A 14941-nucleotide genomic window follows, 5' to 3' on the forward strand; every position below is an offset into this window, starting at 1 on the left:
TGACGAGATATAGCTTCAATCAGGCAACTATTTCGAAGCCATAGCAACTACGGCATAAACGCCCTAGAATCATTCATTAAAAGGGGCTAGAATCGTTGTTTACCTGCAGATTTTTTGTTTAACGCAATCTGATGTTAAAGTTAATTCTCGTTGCACAGGCCGGGGAAACACCGAAAGTACGCTTTAGGTGCCTAGTCAAAACAACACTGCGCCATTAGCTCAGTTGGTAGAGCAACTGACTCTTAATCAGTGGGTCCGGGGTTCGAAACCCTGATGGCGCACAATCAAGACCAGGTCGGAAACTATGAAAGTTTCTCACCTGGTCTTCTTGTATTTCCCGCGCTCAATCCTAGCACCGAAGACCTGAGCCCCGTTGGGGGTTAAGGGGATATCCAGGCATATCTAAAGCCGGTACACTCGTAGGTACATTGTGTTCCACATCATAAGTTCCACTGTGGTGAATCACATCTAGAAAGGATGAGATCATGCGTGTACTACCTCAGGACTTAACCCCCGGGCTCGCCCGCGCTGGCCGTGCACTAGCCCAAGTCAATTCCCTCATCATCTCCGAAGAAGCTGGTCTGACCCGACAGCAGGTCAGGGACTTTGAAAAGCGCGTGGGAAGCCTCACTCTCGACGAGAAAACGCGTCTTCAAAAGACCCTGGAGAGCTACGGCATAGCTTTCATCGCCGAAGAGTCAGATCTTGGACACGGTGTGCGCAAACGTCACACCGCATCCAAGACTCGTCAACTCAAACGCTGGGAAGATGAGGGCGGAGCATCCTCCGAGGACGATAATTAAGTCTCGTAAGCTTGCATTCAGCTCCGAGTCTCTAGCGTGGCTCTCGCGCGTCTATGCGCCGGTGCCCTGCTCTATCTTTTTAGAAGAGAGCAGGGCTCTTAGGCGCTAAATTTCTCAAGCCTTCTCCACTGATGCATGGACACCGCACGAATCTTGCGCTGGATTAAATTTCAAACATATCCTCGTCTGCGATCATGTAATCCTCAGTGTTGTCGCGGCGGACCTCAGTGCCATCGCGCATGATGCGGTCTTTGATGCGCTCGTCGGGGTCAATGACACCAATCTTCAGCCCCGTCTCACGCAGGCGGCGCAATCCTTCTTTCAGCATGACACGGCCAATACGGTTGACTGAGGTGACTTGGCTGAAGTCAAGGAGGATTTCATCCGCAGTGATGTCATAGTCTTCAATGCGGTAAAGGATCGACTCAGCCGCGGAGAAGTTCATGATTCCCTGCAGGCGCACCACCAGGGTGTCATTAATGATTTCAGTCTCACGGATTGGGTGAATGCCATAGCGCTGGTCAGTGGACATCAGGTGCAAACCCATGTCGCGGCTCAGCCGCTTGAAAGCCTCCACGCCACGGACTGAGTTGCCTTCAGCATTCAGGCGTGGTGAGAAGGTCGCAATACCGAGCTGGCCAGGCAGCGTTCCCAAAAGACCACCAGAGACCCCTGACTTAGCAGGGATGCCTACCTCAGCCATCCACCTTCCAGCGCCGTCATACATGCCGGCGGAGCTCATCACGGCTTGAGTCAAACGGCACACATCGGCGTCTAAGATTTGCTCGCCGGTGACTGGCTGGCGGCCGCCATTTGCCAATGTCGCAGACATTACCGCAAGGTCTTTGACGTTGACCTTGATGGAGCACTGACGCGTGTAGGTCATCACTGCATCATGCGCGTCATCTTGAATAATGTCGTAGTTGCGCAGCATATGTGCCAGCGAAAGATTACGTTCGGCGTGCTCCAATTCAGAATCACAGGTTTCATCATCCACAAACAGTTCCCTGCCCGCTAGGCGGGAGATATATTTTCGGATGTGTTCAACGCGCTCATCCACACCAGAATCCACGCCATTGATGAGCTGGGTAACCGTCATGGCACCCGCATTAATCATCGGGTTCACCGGGCGGTGGTCATCACGGTTGATTGATAACTCATTGAAGGCCTCACCAGAGGGCTCCATGCCCACTACTTCGCGGACAGCCTCCAGACCTAATTCCTGCAAGGCCAAAGCATAAGCGAAAGGCTTAGAGATGGACTGCATGGTGAATTCTTCTTCATCATCACCGGCGCTATAAAGGTGGCCCGTGTTCGTGCACAGCGCGACCCCCAAGTAGGAAGGATTAGCAGCAGCCAGGGGCGGAATATAATCTGCGACAGCGCCGCCATCCTGATAACGAACTTTATCCAGGATCTCTTGAAGGTAAAAAGGGATTGGTGTTTGCACCTGACCCAGCCTATCTAATGCCTAGCGTTGCTGCCCTGCGATCACCAAAATCCGGGCACCCACATTCAAGGGCCCCGGAAATGTCCACTGCTAATTGCTTCTTATCAGCGCAGGAAGGTTTAGCGCTGGGAAAGCAGGCGCTGTACTTCTTTCAGGTCGCTGGAGCGACGACGTGAACGCACAACGCTAAATGTAATCGCACCAACAACGAGTGCCGCAACGGATGCGAGAGCAATCTGAACATTTTGCTGGGATAGCTTCTCAGTTGCTGCTGACTTGGCATCATTAACCAAGTTCTCTGGCTTGGAGCGATCAGCGAGCTCGTCCAAAGTGCTTGCGAGCTGGCGACGGGTGCGCTCGATGTCTCGCTGAATATCATCAATATTGCGTGCCACGTTAATAGTCTCCTGAAAAGTTACATTGGATATAAGGTTCGCACCTAGTCTAGCGCGACTTATCTTACGATAGAGTAAAAGGCATGACTGAGCAGAACAGATTAGAAGTTGGAGACACCGCACCAGCATTCTCTTTGCAAGATGATGCAGGAAACACTGTCTCTTTGTCCGATTACGCAGGAAAGCGCGTAGTAGTGTACTTCTACCCTCGCGCGAATACCCCTGGCTGCACCACTGAAGCTTGTGACTTCCGTGACGCGATGGAACAGCTCAACGGCTCCGAGGTAGCAGTTGTTGGTATTTCCCCAGACCAGCCAGAGGCTCTGGCCAAGTTCCGTGAAGACCATGATCTGAACTTCCCACTCCTTTCAGACCCTGAGAAGGAAACTCTGACCGCTTATGGCGCGTTCGGTGAGAAGAAGAATTACGGCAAGGTTGTCCAGGGCGTTATCCGCTCGACCTTTGTTGTTGAGCCAGATGGCAAGATTGGTGTTGCGAAGTACAACGTGAAGGCCACCGGCCACGTTGCCCGCATCATCAAGGACCTTGATTAAAAGTTCGTATCCTTTCCACCGAGACTAAGAAGAGTCTGCATTTTCACAGATGACCGAAGAAAACCCAGAGTTGCTTGTCCCCCGGCGGCGCCCTTCTCAGGCGCGTAGTCGGCTACGCTATCAGCGCATCTTAAAGGCAGCTCGTGACGTGCTGGTGGACCTCGGTTTTGAGTCTTTTACGTTTGATGAAGTTTCCAAACGTGCTGAGGTTCCCATTGGTACGTTGTATCAGTTTTTTGCCAATAAGTATGTTCTGATTTGTGAACTGGACCGGGAAGATACAGCAGCCAACGTTGAAGAGCTGGAGAAGTTCTCTCAGCAGGTACCGGCCTTGCAGTGGCCTGATTTGCTGGATGAGTTCATTGACCACTTAGCGCGCATGTGGCGGGAAGACCCGTCCCGGCGTGCGGTGTGGCATGCCGTCCAGTCCACCCCAGCTACCCGCTACACAGCGGCCGCTACCGAGCGTGAAATGCTGGAACCGCTGTCACAAATCTTGAAGCCTTTGGCACAAGGGATGACTGATGAGCAGCGCATGGAGCTGGCCGGTTTCTTGGTTCACACCGTGGTTTCTTTGCTGAATTACGCTATCCGCAATGATGATTCAGAATCTATTGATTCCATCATTCGAGAAATCAAGCGCATGCTCATTTCTTATCTCTTTAGCGTTGCGCAAGGCGCTCAACTTCCAGCGGATCAATTCACCATGGATTTTGGATAGGCTAACACGCAAACACCGCTCAGCAGGCAGTGATTGTCCTGCTGAGCGGTGTTCTTTTATGCCTTGACCAGGTTAGTCAAGACTGTTGCTTAACCAGCGTTATAGCGCATGAGGCATTGTGCGGTCGCGTAGTCGCCGTCATGGCTAATGCTAAGGCTCAAAGCGACCTCGCCAACGGATTCGGCAAGGGCTGTGGCAACTTCGCCTTTCAGTTGCAGCGTTACCCTGCCCCATCTATCGGGGATGACTTCGATCTCAGCAAAGTTGACTTGGTCGGGGTCAATGACCGGCGGGCGGCCATAAATGGCTTGTGACCACGCTTTGATGAAGGATTCTTTCGCAGCCCAGCGCCCAGCTAAATGCTCAGTGCGGGTGCCGGCGAAAGACTCAGCGGACGTCGTCTCTTGGCCATCGCGGCGTTGGTGTGAATGCCGTAGTTCCAGAGCAGAGAAGACTTGCTCGAAAGTGGAACCAGGACGGCGCAATTGCTCAGCAAAGCCAGGGATATGAACCAAGTCCACTCCCACGGTCACCGTGTTGAATTGCTCCATGTGTCCCACTTTCTTGTTGCCTCGTGGCTCTTGTTGCTGAGTCGCTTCTTGTGAATCGTTTCGGTTCGCAGTTTTCCTGATGTTTAGCTGGGGTTGACTTCAGCACCAGGCTCGAGCAGATGACCGCGCAAGCGAGCTGAATCATCCAGCAAGACGGCAGCTTCACGTTCCTTGACACCGTCACCGGTGCCGCCGAGGTTACGGTCAACAGGGCGCTCATACAGCGCTGCGCCACCAGAGATGGCTGACGTCAGGCGCATCAGACCAGCGGTCTCACGTGCGGCTGCTGCCTGCTGCCACTGAGCTGCGGCAGCGTCGCCACGCTCAGAGCGTAAGGCTTCCAAGAAAGCCCCCGGGTGAACAATAGCCACCAATGCAGAGACATGGCCAAAGCCCAGGGAGGTCACCAGACCAGCCTTTGGCGGAGTCTGACGCAGATCCAGCTGCGAGCGCAACCACGTCAGGTGGGAGTGGCGACGCAATGCTGGGTCCACGCAATCCAAAGAGCGGTTCGGTGGAATAACACCATTGCGCAGTACCTGGGTTAGACCAACCAGCTGGAATGCGGCGGCACCGCCCTTCGCGTGACCGGTCAGGGTCTTTTGCGAAATGATAAATAGCGGATTGCCTGCATCACGGCCAATGGAGGCAGCGATACGCTCGTGCAGGTCAGACTCATTAGGGTCATTGGCATTGGTGGAGGTGTCATGCTTAGAAATCACGGAGATCTCATTCGCGCTCACGCCCAGCTCACTTAGGCCAGATGCCAGACGTGAGTCCGCGCCACCGCGCGCAGCAGACAGCGCACCCAAGCCAGGAGCTGGAATGGACGTATGCGCACCATCAGCGAAGGACTCAGCGAAACCAACGACACCAAGAACCGGCAGGCCCAGCTCCGCAGCGAGCGAGCCACGGGCCAACAGAATGGTGCCGCCACCCTCAGATTCAATGAAGCCGCCGCGGCGACGGTCATTGGCACGTGAGAAGTACTTGTGCTCAATGCCCTTGGCTTCCATCTCGGAAGAATCAGCCGTGGCCGCCATGTCACCGAAGCCTGTGATCCCCTCAATCGACAGGTCATCAATACCACCAGCAACCACAAAGTCCGCCTTGCGCAGACGCAGTTTATCCATGCCTTCTTCCACAGACACCGCTGCGGTGGCACATGCTGCGACTGGGTGGACCATCTGGCCATAGCCGCCCACATAGGACTGCATGACGTGCGCTGCCACAACATTGGGCAGTGCTTCCTGCAAAATGTCATTCGGACGTGGCTGCGCAAGCAGTTTATCCAGGTACAAAGAGCGCATGGATTGCATGCCGCCCATGCCGGTACCCTGCGTGGAGCTTACGCGCGCTGGGTGGACGTGTGACAAAAGCTCAGCTGGGCTAAAGCCCGCAGCCAAGAAGGCATCCACGGTGCACACCAGGTTCCACAGCGCCACGCGGTCGAGGTTGTCAATCATGTCAGCCGGGATACCGTACACGCCGGGGTCGAAGCCCTGCGGGATCTGACCACCTACGAAACGGGTCATCGCCACACGCCGTGGCACGCGCACCTCAGAACCGGCTGGTCGGGTGACCTGCCATTCTTCACCATCGAAGTGCGCGGTCGCGCCCTCGACATCAGCCACAAACGTGCGTGCAGTTTCTTCATCCTGAACCGCAAACGTCATATCGCGCTCGAGGTAGATGGTGGTCAGCTCAGGCATGAGGTTATCCACCATCGGCATATTCGGGCCATAGTCATCGTGGTACTTGCGCACGCCAACACCCGCCAGGACCTCATCATGGAAGCGCTCATAGATATCTTCCTCGGCTATTTCTTCGCCTTCAGCATCAAACCATGCGCCCGCAGCCTCATCCCAGGAAATCAGACCAGTCGTCCATGCCAGCTCAATGACGCCAGCCGCAGACAGCTCACCGCTCATTTCCACTTCAAAGCGGGTACGCGAGGAGCCCACTGGCCCCAATTCGCCAGCGCCCACGATGACCACCATGTCATCGAGTTTCTGGTTCACACCAGCAAAGTCCGGGCTGGTCCACTCAATGCGCTCACGAATATTTGGCAGCGCGCGGAAGGTTTCTACTGCTGCTTCTTCCGCAGCGGGTGCCACCTGCACAGACCGTGCCAATTCAGGCAAGTTTATATCGGCCTCGCCCAGGCCACCAGTAAAGTCCAGCGTTTGCGGTGCCGTGGCGGCCAATGCACGATTGCTTGCCGATGCCCCCTCAGCCACCAGCTTCGCCGCCATCTCTTCAGTAGAGAAGGTCCTCACGCCCTTGGCTTCAACCGCATCCACGAGTGGATCATTGCCGCCCATCAGTCCCGTTCCGCGGACCCAACCAATGTGCGCGTGGGTAATCGAGGTACGCGCACCCCAGATGGGTTCTGCATGCCAACGAGTAACGAGGGCATCCAGTGCTGCCTTGGATTCACCATAAGCACCATCACCGCCGAAACGGCCACGGTTCGGGCTGCCAGGCAGAACAATGTGCAGGCGGTTACCCACGTGCGTGCCAGTGCCGAGCTGGCTCAGACCAGCAATGAGCTTTTCCACGCTCCACAGCAGAAGGCGCATCTGTGCCTCTGCTGGCGCGCCGGCATCAGCTAGGGTGCCCTGCACGCGTGGTGCTGCGAATGGGAAGAGCAAGGTTGGCACCATCGCTGGTTTCACCAGCTTGGATGTACCACCCACGGTGGCGGTCTGCTCAGTGCCAATCCAGTTGATGACAGCATCCAGATCCACAAAAGAATTCAAGTTAGCTGGCACAACCCAGAGTTGAGCATTGCCGCGCGCTGCAGTGCGGTAGAGGTTCTTGTAGAACTCCAAGCGGTCATGGCCCAGGCGTGAGGTGGTAGCAATAACGGTTGCACCACCACGCAGCAAATTCGCTACAACTTCAGACGCGATAGAACCTGGTGAGCCACCGGTGACAACAGCGACTTCGCCGTTGAATTCCAGCGTGGAAGCATCCACGCGCGCCTGTGCAGCTTGCTCATTCAAGCCGAGGTAGTCCGCCATAGCGGCCGCTTCTTCACCGGCACCAGTAATATCAAGCTCGGTAATTTCACCCAATGACAAACGCACCAGGTCTTCACGCGCTGATGCCCAGCGGTCATCGAGCTGGACAGCCTTATCCGCATCAAACGTGGCTTTGACCAGACGTGGCCAATCCGCGCCGAGTTCTGCGGTGACCAGATCCACGATGGCCGCATTCTCATCGGCGTCGGTGAATTCCGTCGCTGGTGCAGTCTTGCCCAGCTGCGCCAGCAGGGTGCGTGCAGTATTCGCCAGCACGGAATTCATCTGCTCGGAATAAGCATCCAGGGCTGCGGAATCCACCACGCCACCTGCGCCACCGCCTGCCGATGGCTTGGAGATCACAATGCCAACCTTTGCCCCAGCGGCATCAACCGCGGAATCAATCAATGCATCCAATTCTGCCGTGGTGGATGGATTAGCAGGTGAAAGCAGGGCCAAGTCTCCGCCGCGCAAGGATGCACCTTCGCGGGAGCCCAGTACTAATTCTGCGGTCACACGATCGACCCAGCCGGAGCCCAAGCCCCAGGTCTCGGTCACGCGCTGCGCAATATACGCAGGCTTCTTACCAGCAGGGCCAGTGATTCGACGCAGCGAGTCAGCTACCTGAACCGATAGGACTGGGCCGAAGGCCTTATAGCCCTTCGCCATGCCAGCGACTTGGTCCTTCAGCGCTGAGATTTCCGCGTCAGCAGCACCTTCAATGGCACCCAGGCCAAATTCCACGCCTAGGTCCAGCAGCAGCTGGTTACGGCGAGAAGACACACCTTCAACAAGGAGCTCGATGGTATCTGCTGCACCCATCTGGTCCGGGCGCACCTTGGTCCAGATAGCGATGAGCATCTCGGTGGCATCAGCAGCGCTTAATGCCCTGTCATCCGGGGTGCTGCCGCCTGCGGCGGCACCCGCAGGAACGACCGTAGGAGCAGGAGCGGATTCGACTGGTGCTGGTGCGACAGCGGCTGGAGCAGCATTTGCTTCTGCGACTTCTTGAGCGCTAGCAGCAGAATCCGCCGCAGCATCAGCAGCCTCTGTTGCAGGACGCTCGATGGCGTCTTCAGCGAAGACGGTTGCGCGGTCACGCTCAACATTGAGCACCTCAATAGGATTGCCCGCATATTGCGGCAACCGCAAGGTCTGTCCCAACATATTGGCCAGAGTTGGGGAAGAACCAACACCGATTTCAACAAAGCGTTCCACGCCCAAACCTGGGGTGCCGGCACCGGCAGTGACACATGGTGCAGAAAGCAACAGATCCTGGGTTTCAATCCAGCGCACAGGCGACGCAAATTGCCATGCCAGCAGCTCAATGAGCAGCGTGCGGCCCAGCCTGACTGGGTTTTCCAGTGCTTTATCAAAGTTCGCGAGGATGTCATTGACGTACTGAGAGTCAACAACCTTGGCCATGGATTCCACGAAGTCACGGGTGAGCTCAAATGGACGAGCCACCAGGTTTGGAATATAGCGGCCCTGCAGTACATCTAGGTCGACGTGCTCTGGAATCAGCGCATTAAGATGCGCGCGGAAATTATCCACACCACCGAGCAAGTGCGAGGAGTGGAAAGGCACATCGATGCCCGGAATCATGATGAAAGAGCGCTGACCCGGTGCGCGAGACTCAGCATCAGCAGCCAAGGCCTTAAGACCTGCACGGGTACCAGCTACGGCGTATTGAACGCCGGCGATATTGTAGTTAACAATCTCGAGGAATTCTCCACTGGCCGCAGAAACCTGCGCGACATAATCGAAGACCTCTTCAGCCTTGATACCAATCTTATTGGGGCGCAGCGCTGCCAGACCATGGTTGGAATTGCCTTGCTCATCGCGGTCAACCAGTCGGTGCATAGTCAGTCCACGGGCATAGACAATTTCCACGACGGCTTCGAGGGAGAGTACCTGCGCGTATGCAGCCAACGCATTGTACTCACCCACGGAGTGGCCAGCGAAGAAAGTATCGGCGGACTTCACGCCTGCCTCAGCCAACTCCGCGATCTGGGCGCAGCCCAAGGTGGCCATGGCGACCTGCGTGAACTGGGTGAGGAATAACGTGCCATCCGGGTGGGTGAATTCTTCACCATCAACCACCACTACGTTGGGGTTAGTGCGCACGATCTCCAAGATGGAGAACCCGAGCTTGGAGCGGGTGTGCGCATCAGCGCGCTCCCACACATCGCGCGCGGCAGCTGAGGACGCATAGCTGTCCATGCCCATGCCCTGAGACTGAATACCCTGGCCTGGGAAACCATAGAAAGTGCGTGGTGCGGCCATCGTTGCGGTGGCCTGCAGTACGACATCGCCATCGACAGTTGCAGTCACGGTGCGAACCTCACCGGAGCCGGGACGAGAGTCCAGGCCGGTGCGCTCAACAACGAAATCAACGCGCGCGCCGGGCAGGACCGGGCTGAGCATATTCGCGGACCATTCGGCCACCGCTACCCCATCGAATCCAGCAGCAAGCTGTGCAATCGCAGAAGTCCACATGCCATGCACAATGACGCCATTGTCCAGACCCGCCAGGCGTGCCGCGGCATCGGAGACGTGAATCGGGTTGCGGTCACCGGTAACCACTGCAAATGGGTGCATGGACTGTGGTGCAGTCACCGTCATCTGGTGGCGGAAGGATGCTGGCGCATCCGTGACATGCTCGGTGGAGTTCAGCGGTGCGAGGTCTTCGTTTCCGGTGCGGCCGACAATCGCAAAGCGTTCCTGCAGAGTCGCCAGCTCACCATTTCCGTTGGCATCACCGTTTTCCTTGGTATCGCCGCCTGCGATGCCAACCTTGACGGTGACTTCCACAACGCGACCAACCAAGGTATCGCGAACATCGCCGCAGGTGGCGGTGATGCTTAGTTCTACGGCCTCCGATGGCAGAGCCTGGTGCAGGTGCAGGTTGTGCTCCAGGTGCACAAGGTTGAGCAGGCCTTCCACCACACGAGCTGAGTCAGTACCAGGGATGATTGCATTGGCAATGACCGCGAATACTGCCGGCCATGCGCGGCCCACAATCACATCCGGCGCAATCGCCGAGGTCGCTTCAGCACTTGGGATATAACCGGTGGTCACACCGGCATAATCTGCCAATTCTGCGGGACTCAAAGACGCAGTCCACTCAGCCTGGCCATTTGTAACCTCTGGAAGAGTTCCGCCGGCTGCGATACCAGCTAAAGCCGCCATGGATTCTTCAGCGGCTGCTGCGGTAATCAGTGGCGTGGAGCCCAGAGGGGCATCGGCAGGCACGGTGATGCGTAGTTTCAGTTCTGCACCGGCAACCGAACCGGTCAATGCCACGCGCAACTCCACGGTTTCATCATCAATGGTTGTTAGCGTTGCACCTTCGGCTGAGGCGTTAGCTGTGGCTAACGCTCCCTCCAACTGCCATGTCTGAGAGACCTGGGTGACTGGGTTCGGACGCTGACGGCCTGCCCAATCAACCGACTTCGCTGCCAGCACGCGCTCAATGGCGGTGCGGGCAATATCTGCTTCGGCGGTTGTGCCGGCAGCATCAACTACGCGCTGAACAGCGGCATCCTCGAAACGAGTTAGAAGCTCAGCAACTGGCTCATTCGCCCTGGTAATACCCGCCACTGCGGTGGTGCCAGGGATGATGCCAACCTGTTCTGCGGTATAGCGCTCATCATGCGCCTGCCACAGTGAATCTTGGCGCCACCAGCGGCGCACATCGGAATCAATAACTGGGACGAATGCAGGTGGCTTGCCCTTGCCACGCAACAGGTCCATGAACCACGCTTCATCAGAAGCAATAACGGTATGCTTCTCCGCTGCCGGGTAGGCGCGCACCAGCTCCTTGATTGCGCGCTCTGGCTTGGCCTCATCAACGCTAATGAGAGCTTCAAACTCGCCATGATCGACGTCGGTCAGACGTGCTTCAACGCGCGCAATCATCTGCTCAAAGCGACGTGCCCAGGACTTATCTACCCACGAGCCCATGAAGGAGACTTCCACGTAGCGGCTCAACCACTGCGCATAAGTCATGGTGTTGATATCACCGAAATATGGCTTAGCGGTGCCCGCGATGGCCTCGATGATTTCTTCACGGCGTGCGGCAACTGCTTCAGCATCACCAGCGACCTCATCCAGGAGGCGACCGGCGCGGGCAAAGGTGTTATCAATTTCGTGAATATCTGCGCCCAGTTGGGAGCGGCCAGAGGCAATGCCATCCTTAGCGCCACCGGCGGGAACCCAGCCGCCACCAGGAATATCTTCCAGACCCTGTGTGGACACTAGCGCTTGCTTCACAGATTCAGAAGCGGTGGATTCTCGGGTTGCCATGGCGGCGGTGCCAATCATGATGGCATCGACAGGCATTGCTGGCAGGTCATAGACCTTCGACCACGCGCCGGTGAGGTAATCCGCACCGCGCTCTGGGGCGCCAATGCCGCCTGCGGCCATGAGCACTACATTGTCGCGCTCACGAATCTCTGCATAGCTGTCAATCAGCAGGTCATCGAGGTCTTCCCAGGAGTGGTGTCCGCCGGCCTTGCCGCCTTCGACCTGCATGATGATGGTGGTATCCGGCAGGGAATCGGCAATAGCCAGCACCTGCTTGATGTGACGCACGGTGCCAGGCTTGAATGCAACCCATGGGATATTGTCGGTCTGGAGCTGCTCAACCAGTGCCACTGCTTCATCATGCGGCGGGATACCGGCGGAGCAGACCACGCCATTGATGGAAGCGCCATTGGCACGCGCACGTGGGATTGCACGGCGGCCTTCAATCTGGTTACGCCACTGCTTTGGCGAGAGGTACATTGCGTTGAACTGCGCGTTGATGCCCGGATTCAGCATCTGCTCGAGGCGCTCCAGCGAATCATTCAAAATGGCGTCAGTGACCTGTCCACCACCGGCCAACTCCGCCCAGAAACCAGCATTCGCAGCTGCTGCAACAATCGCTGGGTCCACGGTGGTCGGAGTCATACCAGCCAAAATCACTGGTGAATACCCGGTTAGCTCAGTAAAGCGCGTGGACAGACGAGTCTTGCCGCCTGCTTCAAAAGTCTTAGGAGCGAATTTCTCAAAGTTCAGCGGACGTGCCGGGGCCATGCCGACATCGAAAAGCTCTGCTTGGCCTTCATCGGTAGAAACCACCTGCACGCCAATGCCCTGGCCTGCCACGACAGTCTTAGTGACAGCAGCCATGCCCTTGCCGGGGCCGCATTCCAAAATCCACTGTGCGCCGGCATCTATCGCCGACTGCACGTCCTGTGGCCAATCCACCAGGTCAGTCAGCACTGCCTTCGCGCCATCGGTAGCAAGCTGTGCATCCAGGCCAACCTTCTGTGCCCACGCCTCAACCATCTCGACTGCCTGCTGCATGGCTGGGTGGTGGTAGCCGGACTGCACGTCGAGAGCATTGATGCGTGGGGCAAATGGGCTTCCGCCGCGCTCCTTATTCTCAATCGCCTTCTCGTCCTTGGCCGCCATCTTTTCAAGCAGCTCAATGACCTTATTATTGTCCTGTGGCGTACCAACGATGACAAAGGTATTGCGGTTATTCTGCAGACCAATAACGCTGCCCACACCGGTTGCGGCAAGAGCTTTCTCCAGCTGCTCACGAGTAATGCCGGCGATAGAGACCATCGGGGCTCCCGCTGCGGAGCGAATAAGGCCCGTGGCACGCGCGGTCTTGGAAATAGCAACGCCAACCAGCTGCGCAAGGGCAATAACATCAGCTGGCTTCGCGCGTGAAGAAGAAATATAGGTGGCTAGCGCGCCCTGTGAATGACCGATGTGGGAAACAGCATTCGCCGTCTCCAGCCCCTGGCTATTAAGCGAGGTCAGCAAACCATACTGCGCCACCACAATGCCAGGGGTGGAGATAGCAGAATCAGCCAAATCAAATGCTGGATCTTCTTCCACACTGGCCCACGCGATGGGATCAAAACCATGAGGCAATGCTGCTGCCAACTCATCAGCGACCGGCTCCAAAAGCTTCTGCGCATCTGCGACTGCAGCATTCACCTGGGCGCCACTGCCTCCGGCTACAACAGAGCGCAGGGATGGCAACCAGCTAAAACCTTGACCTGAGAAGCTCAGGGCAAATTTTTCATCCTCTAACTGGTTCACCAGGCGGTGGTTGGAGATGTCAATAGTCACGATGCGTTTAACTCCTAGTGATGTCGGTTTTGACCAATGGCATTGCTTTTATGTGTTTTAAACAAACCAGCTGACAGCACGAAGAATGCCATCAGCAATTGATAAAAGGGCAGGCCAAAAATTCAGCTGGTTTAATAGCATGCCACAAAATCATGAGGAAACCATCATCTTTTCACTCATGGCGTAAATGACATGCACCTTTAGCGGTTTCCGGGGGATAATTTCACTCAGATATACGTTTGTGACCTGAACTATATCTATTTGCTCAGCATTTCATCCACTGTACGTCGCGCCCGCTCTAATTCCGTCTCTGACTCAGCCTTCTTCGCAGTGGATTTCCCGCCCGTGCTTTCACTGGGCACGTCATTTTCATCAAATATCTGGCAAGCGTGATCCGGCACCACCTGGGCACTGCGCTGAATTCCCTTATCTTCCAGGTATTCATCAAATATGAAATCTATGCTCACATCGACCCTTTCCACGAACACTTGGCATTCAGTGAGATCCACTCAGTGACGGTTACTCAGCCATTGTAAATTCTTTGCGCCTTGTTCCTGCCTCCCGCACTGCCATTAATCACATCGGGCTATTTAGCTCCTCACCCCAGGGTCGGCGAACTCGACGAAGCTATAGGAAGCTGGCCAAAGACGCCGCGGGCCATCTGGGCAAACTCATCAGGAGCAAGCCTTCCCGCACCTTCCGGAATACAGCCTAAGACTTCTACCCCAGTGACATTTTCTAATTCATTAACGTTAAGCGTGGTTGCCAAGTCTGGCTCTGCCGGCAGATATCCGCCAATCAAGCCAGCAACGTCTAATCCATGACGCTGCGCTTCCCGCACAGTCAGCTCCGCCCAATTCAGGCTGCCCAGCCCCAGGGACGTAACCACCACGACCGGGGCATTTAAATCTGACGCCAGGTCCACGAGCGTCAAATCATCTGCCAGCCGCACCAATAACCCACCGGCCCCTTCAACCAAGACAATTCGACCCAGAGCATCCAACTCTGAAATCCATGCGAGCAATTCTTCTTTCACCAGCTGCGGCTGCCCGGCGCGCCGGGCAGTGAGGTTCGGCGCCAAAGGTTCTGGGTAGCGAATGAATTCTGCTGTTTCCACTCCTACAAGGCCTGCGATGGTGACAGCATCACCGGAGCCTTCAGGCTCTCCTGTTTCAACAGGTTTGGCAACAACCACCTCATTGCCTTGTTGTTGATAGACACTTGCCAGTGCCGCAGTGGCGATGGTTTTGCCAACATCCGTTCCAGTACCTGTTATAAAAATGATCATTTCTTAGCTCCCCTTTTCCTG

At 56.2% G+C, this 14941-nt stretch carries 9 protein-coding genes and 1 tRNA gene; 4 read left to right on the plus strand and 6 right to left on the minus strand.

The genetic code is table 11. The annotated features are described in order from the left end of the window. The first annotated feature begins 208 nt into the window (after nucleotides 1–208). A tRNA-Lys gene (locus tag ACG98I_RS09055) sits at nucleotides 209–281 on the plus strand. Nucleotides 282–485: 204 nt separating this feature from the next. Beyond that, nucleotides 486–803 (plus strand): hypothetical protein, encoded by a 318-nt coding sequence (locus tag ACG98I_RS09060; protein WP_394720179.1) that lies wholly within the window; start codon nucleotides 486–488, stop codon nucleotides 801–803. A gap of 163 nt (nucleotides 804–966) precedes the next feature. Here ACG98I_RS09060 and ACG98I_RS09065 read toward each other — a convergent pair whose 3' ends face one another. Both ACG98I_RS09065 and ACG98I_RS09070 read right to left on the minus strand, forming a co-directional pair. After that, entirely contained in the window at nucleotides 967–2253 is a 1287-nt protein-coding gene (locus tag ACG98I_RS09065) for a glutaminase (RefSeq protein WP_394720180.1), read from the minus strand. Nucleotides 2254–2372: 119 nt separating this feature from the next. Beyond that, nucleotides 2373–2648 carry a DUF3618 domain-containing protein gene (locus ACG98I_RS09070; RefSeq protein ID WP_394720182.1) on the minus strand — a complete coding sequence of 92 codons (276 nt, stop codon included), beginning with the start codon at nucleotides 2646–2648 and terminating at the stop codon, nucleotides 2373–2375. A gap of 83 nt (nucleotides 2649–2731) precedes the next feature. Here ACG98I_RS09070 and bcp point away from each other — a divergent pair, with 83 nt between their 5' ends. Next, nucleotides 2732–3202 (plus strand): thioredoxin-dependent thiol peroxidase, encoded by a 471-nt coding sequence (bcp, locus tag ACG98I_RS09075; RefSeq protein WP_394720184.1) that lies wholly within the window; start codon nucleotides 2732–2734, stop codon nucleotides 3200–3202. Between the two features lie 49 nt (nucleotides 3203–3251). After that, on the plus strand, nucleotides 3252–3923 hold the full coding sequence (locus tag ACG98I_RS09080) for a TetR/AcrR family transcriptional regulator (RefSeq protein ID WP_394720185.1): 672 nt from the start codon (nucleotides 3252–3254) through the stop codon (nucleotides 3921–3923). 89 nt (nucleotides 3924–4012) lie between these two features. Here ACG98I_RS09080 and ACG98I_RS09085 read toward each other — a convergent pair whose 3' ends face one another. From ACG98I_RS09085 to bioD, 4 genes are all read right to left on the minus strand, one after another. After that, complete coding sequence (locus tag ACG98I_RS09085; protein ID WP_394720187.1) at nucleotides 4013–4474, minus strand: holo-ACP synthase; 462 nt, start codon at nucleotides 4472–4474, stop codon at nucleotides 4013–4015. An 83-nt stretch (nucleotides 4475–4557) separates the two neighbouring features. After that, complete coding sequence (locus ACG98I_RS09090; RefSeq protein WP_394720188.1) at nucleotides 4558–13632, minus strand: fatty acid synthase subunit beta domain-containing protein; 9075 nt, start codon at nucleotides 13630–13632, stop codon at nucleotides 4558–4560. 257 nt (nucleotides 13633–13889) lie between these two features. After that, nucleotides 13890–14141 carry a hypothetical protein gene (locus ACG98I_RS09095; RefSeq protein WP_394720189.1) on the minus strand — a complete coding sequence of 84 codons (252 nt, stop codon included), beginning with the start codon at nucleotides 14139–14141 and terminating at the stop codon, nucleotides 13890–13892. A gap of 89 nt (nucleotides 14142–14230) precedes the next feature. Continuing rightward, a complete protein-coding gene (gene bioD, locus ACG98I_RS09100; protein WP_394720191.1) occupies nucleotides 14231–14920 on the minus strand; it encodes a dethiobiotin synthase in 690 nt (229 codons plus the stop codon). Nucleotides 14921–14941 lie beyond the last annotated feature (21 nt).

It is taken from the genome of Corynebacterium sp. L4757, from assembly GCF_043673995.1.
GTDB lineage: Bacteria > Actinomycetota > Actinomycetes > Mycobacteriales > Mycobacteriaceae > Corynebacterium.

Coding starts and splice junctions, on each gene's coding strand:
- bioD (WP_394720191.1), bottom strand. CDS start 14,920: ATGATCATTTTTATAACAGGTACTGGAACGGATGTTGGCAAAACCATC.
- bcp (WP_394720184.1), top strand. CDS start 2,732: ATGACTGAGCAGAACAGATTAGAAGTTGGAGACACCGCACCAGCATTC.
- ACG98I_RS09085 (WP_394720187.1), bottom strand. CDS start 4,474: ATGGAGCAATTCAACACGGTGACCGTGGGAGTGGACTTGGTTCATATC.
- ACG98I_RS09060 (WP_394720179.1), top strand. CDS start 486: ATGCGTGTACTACCTCAGGACTTAACCCCCGGGCTCGCCCGCGCTGGC.
- ACG98I_RS09080 (WP_394720185.1), top strand. CDS start 3,252: ATGACCGAAGAAAACCCAGAGTTGCTTGTCCCCCGGCGGCGCCCTTCT.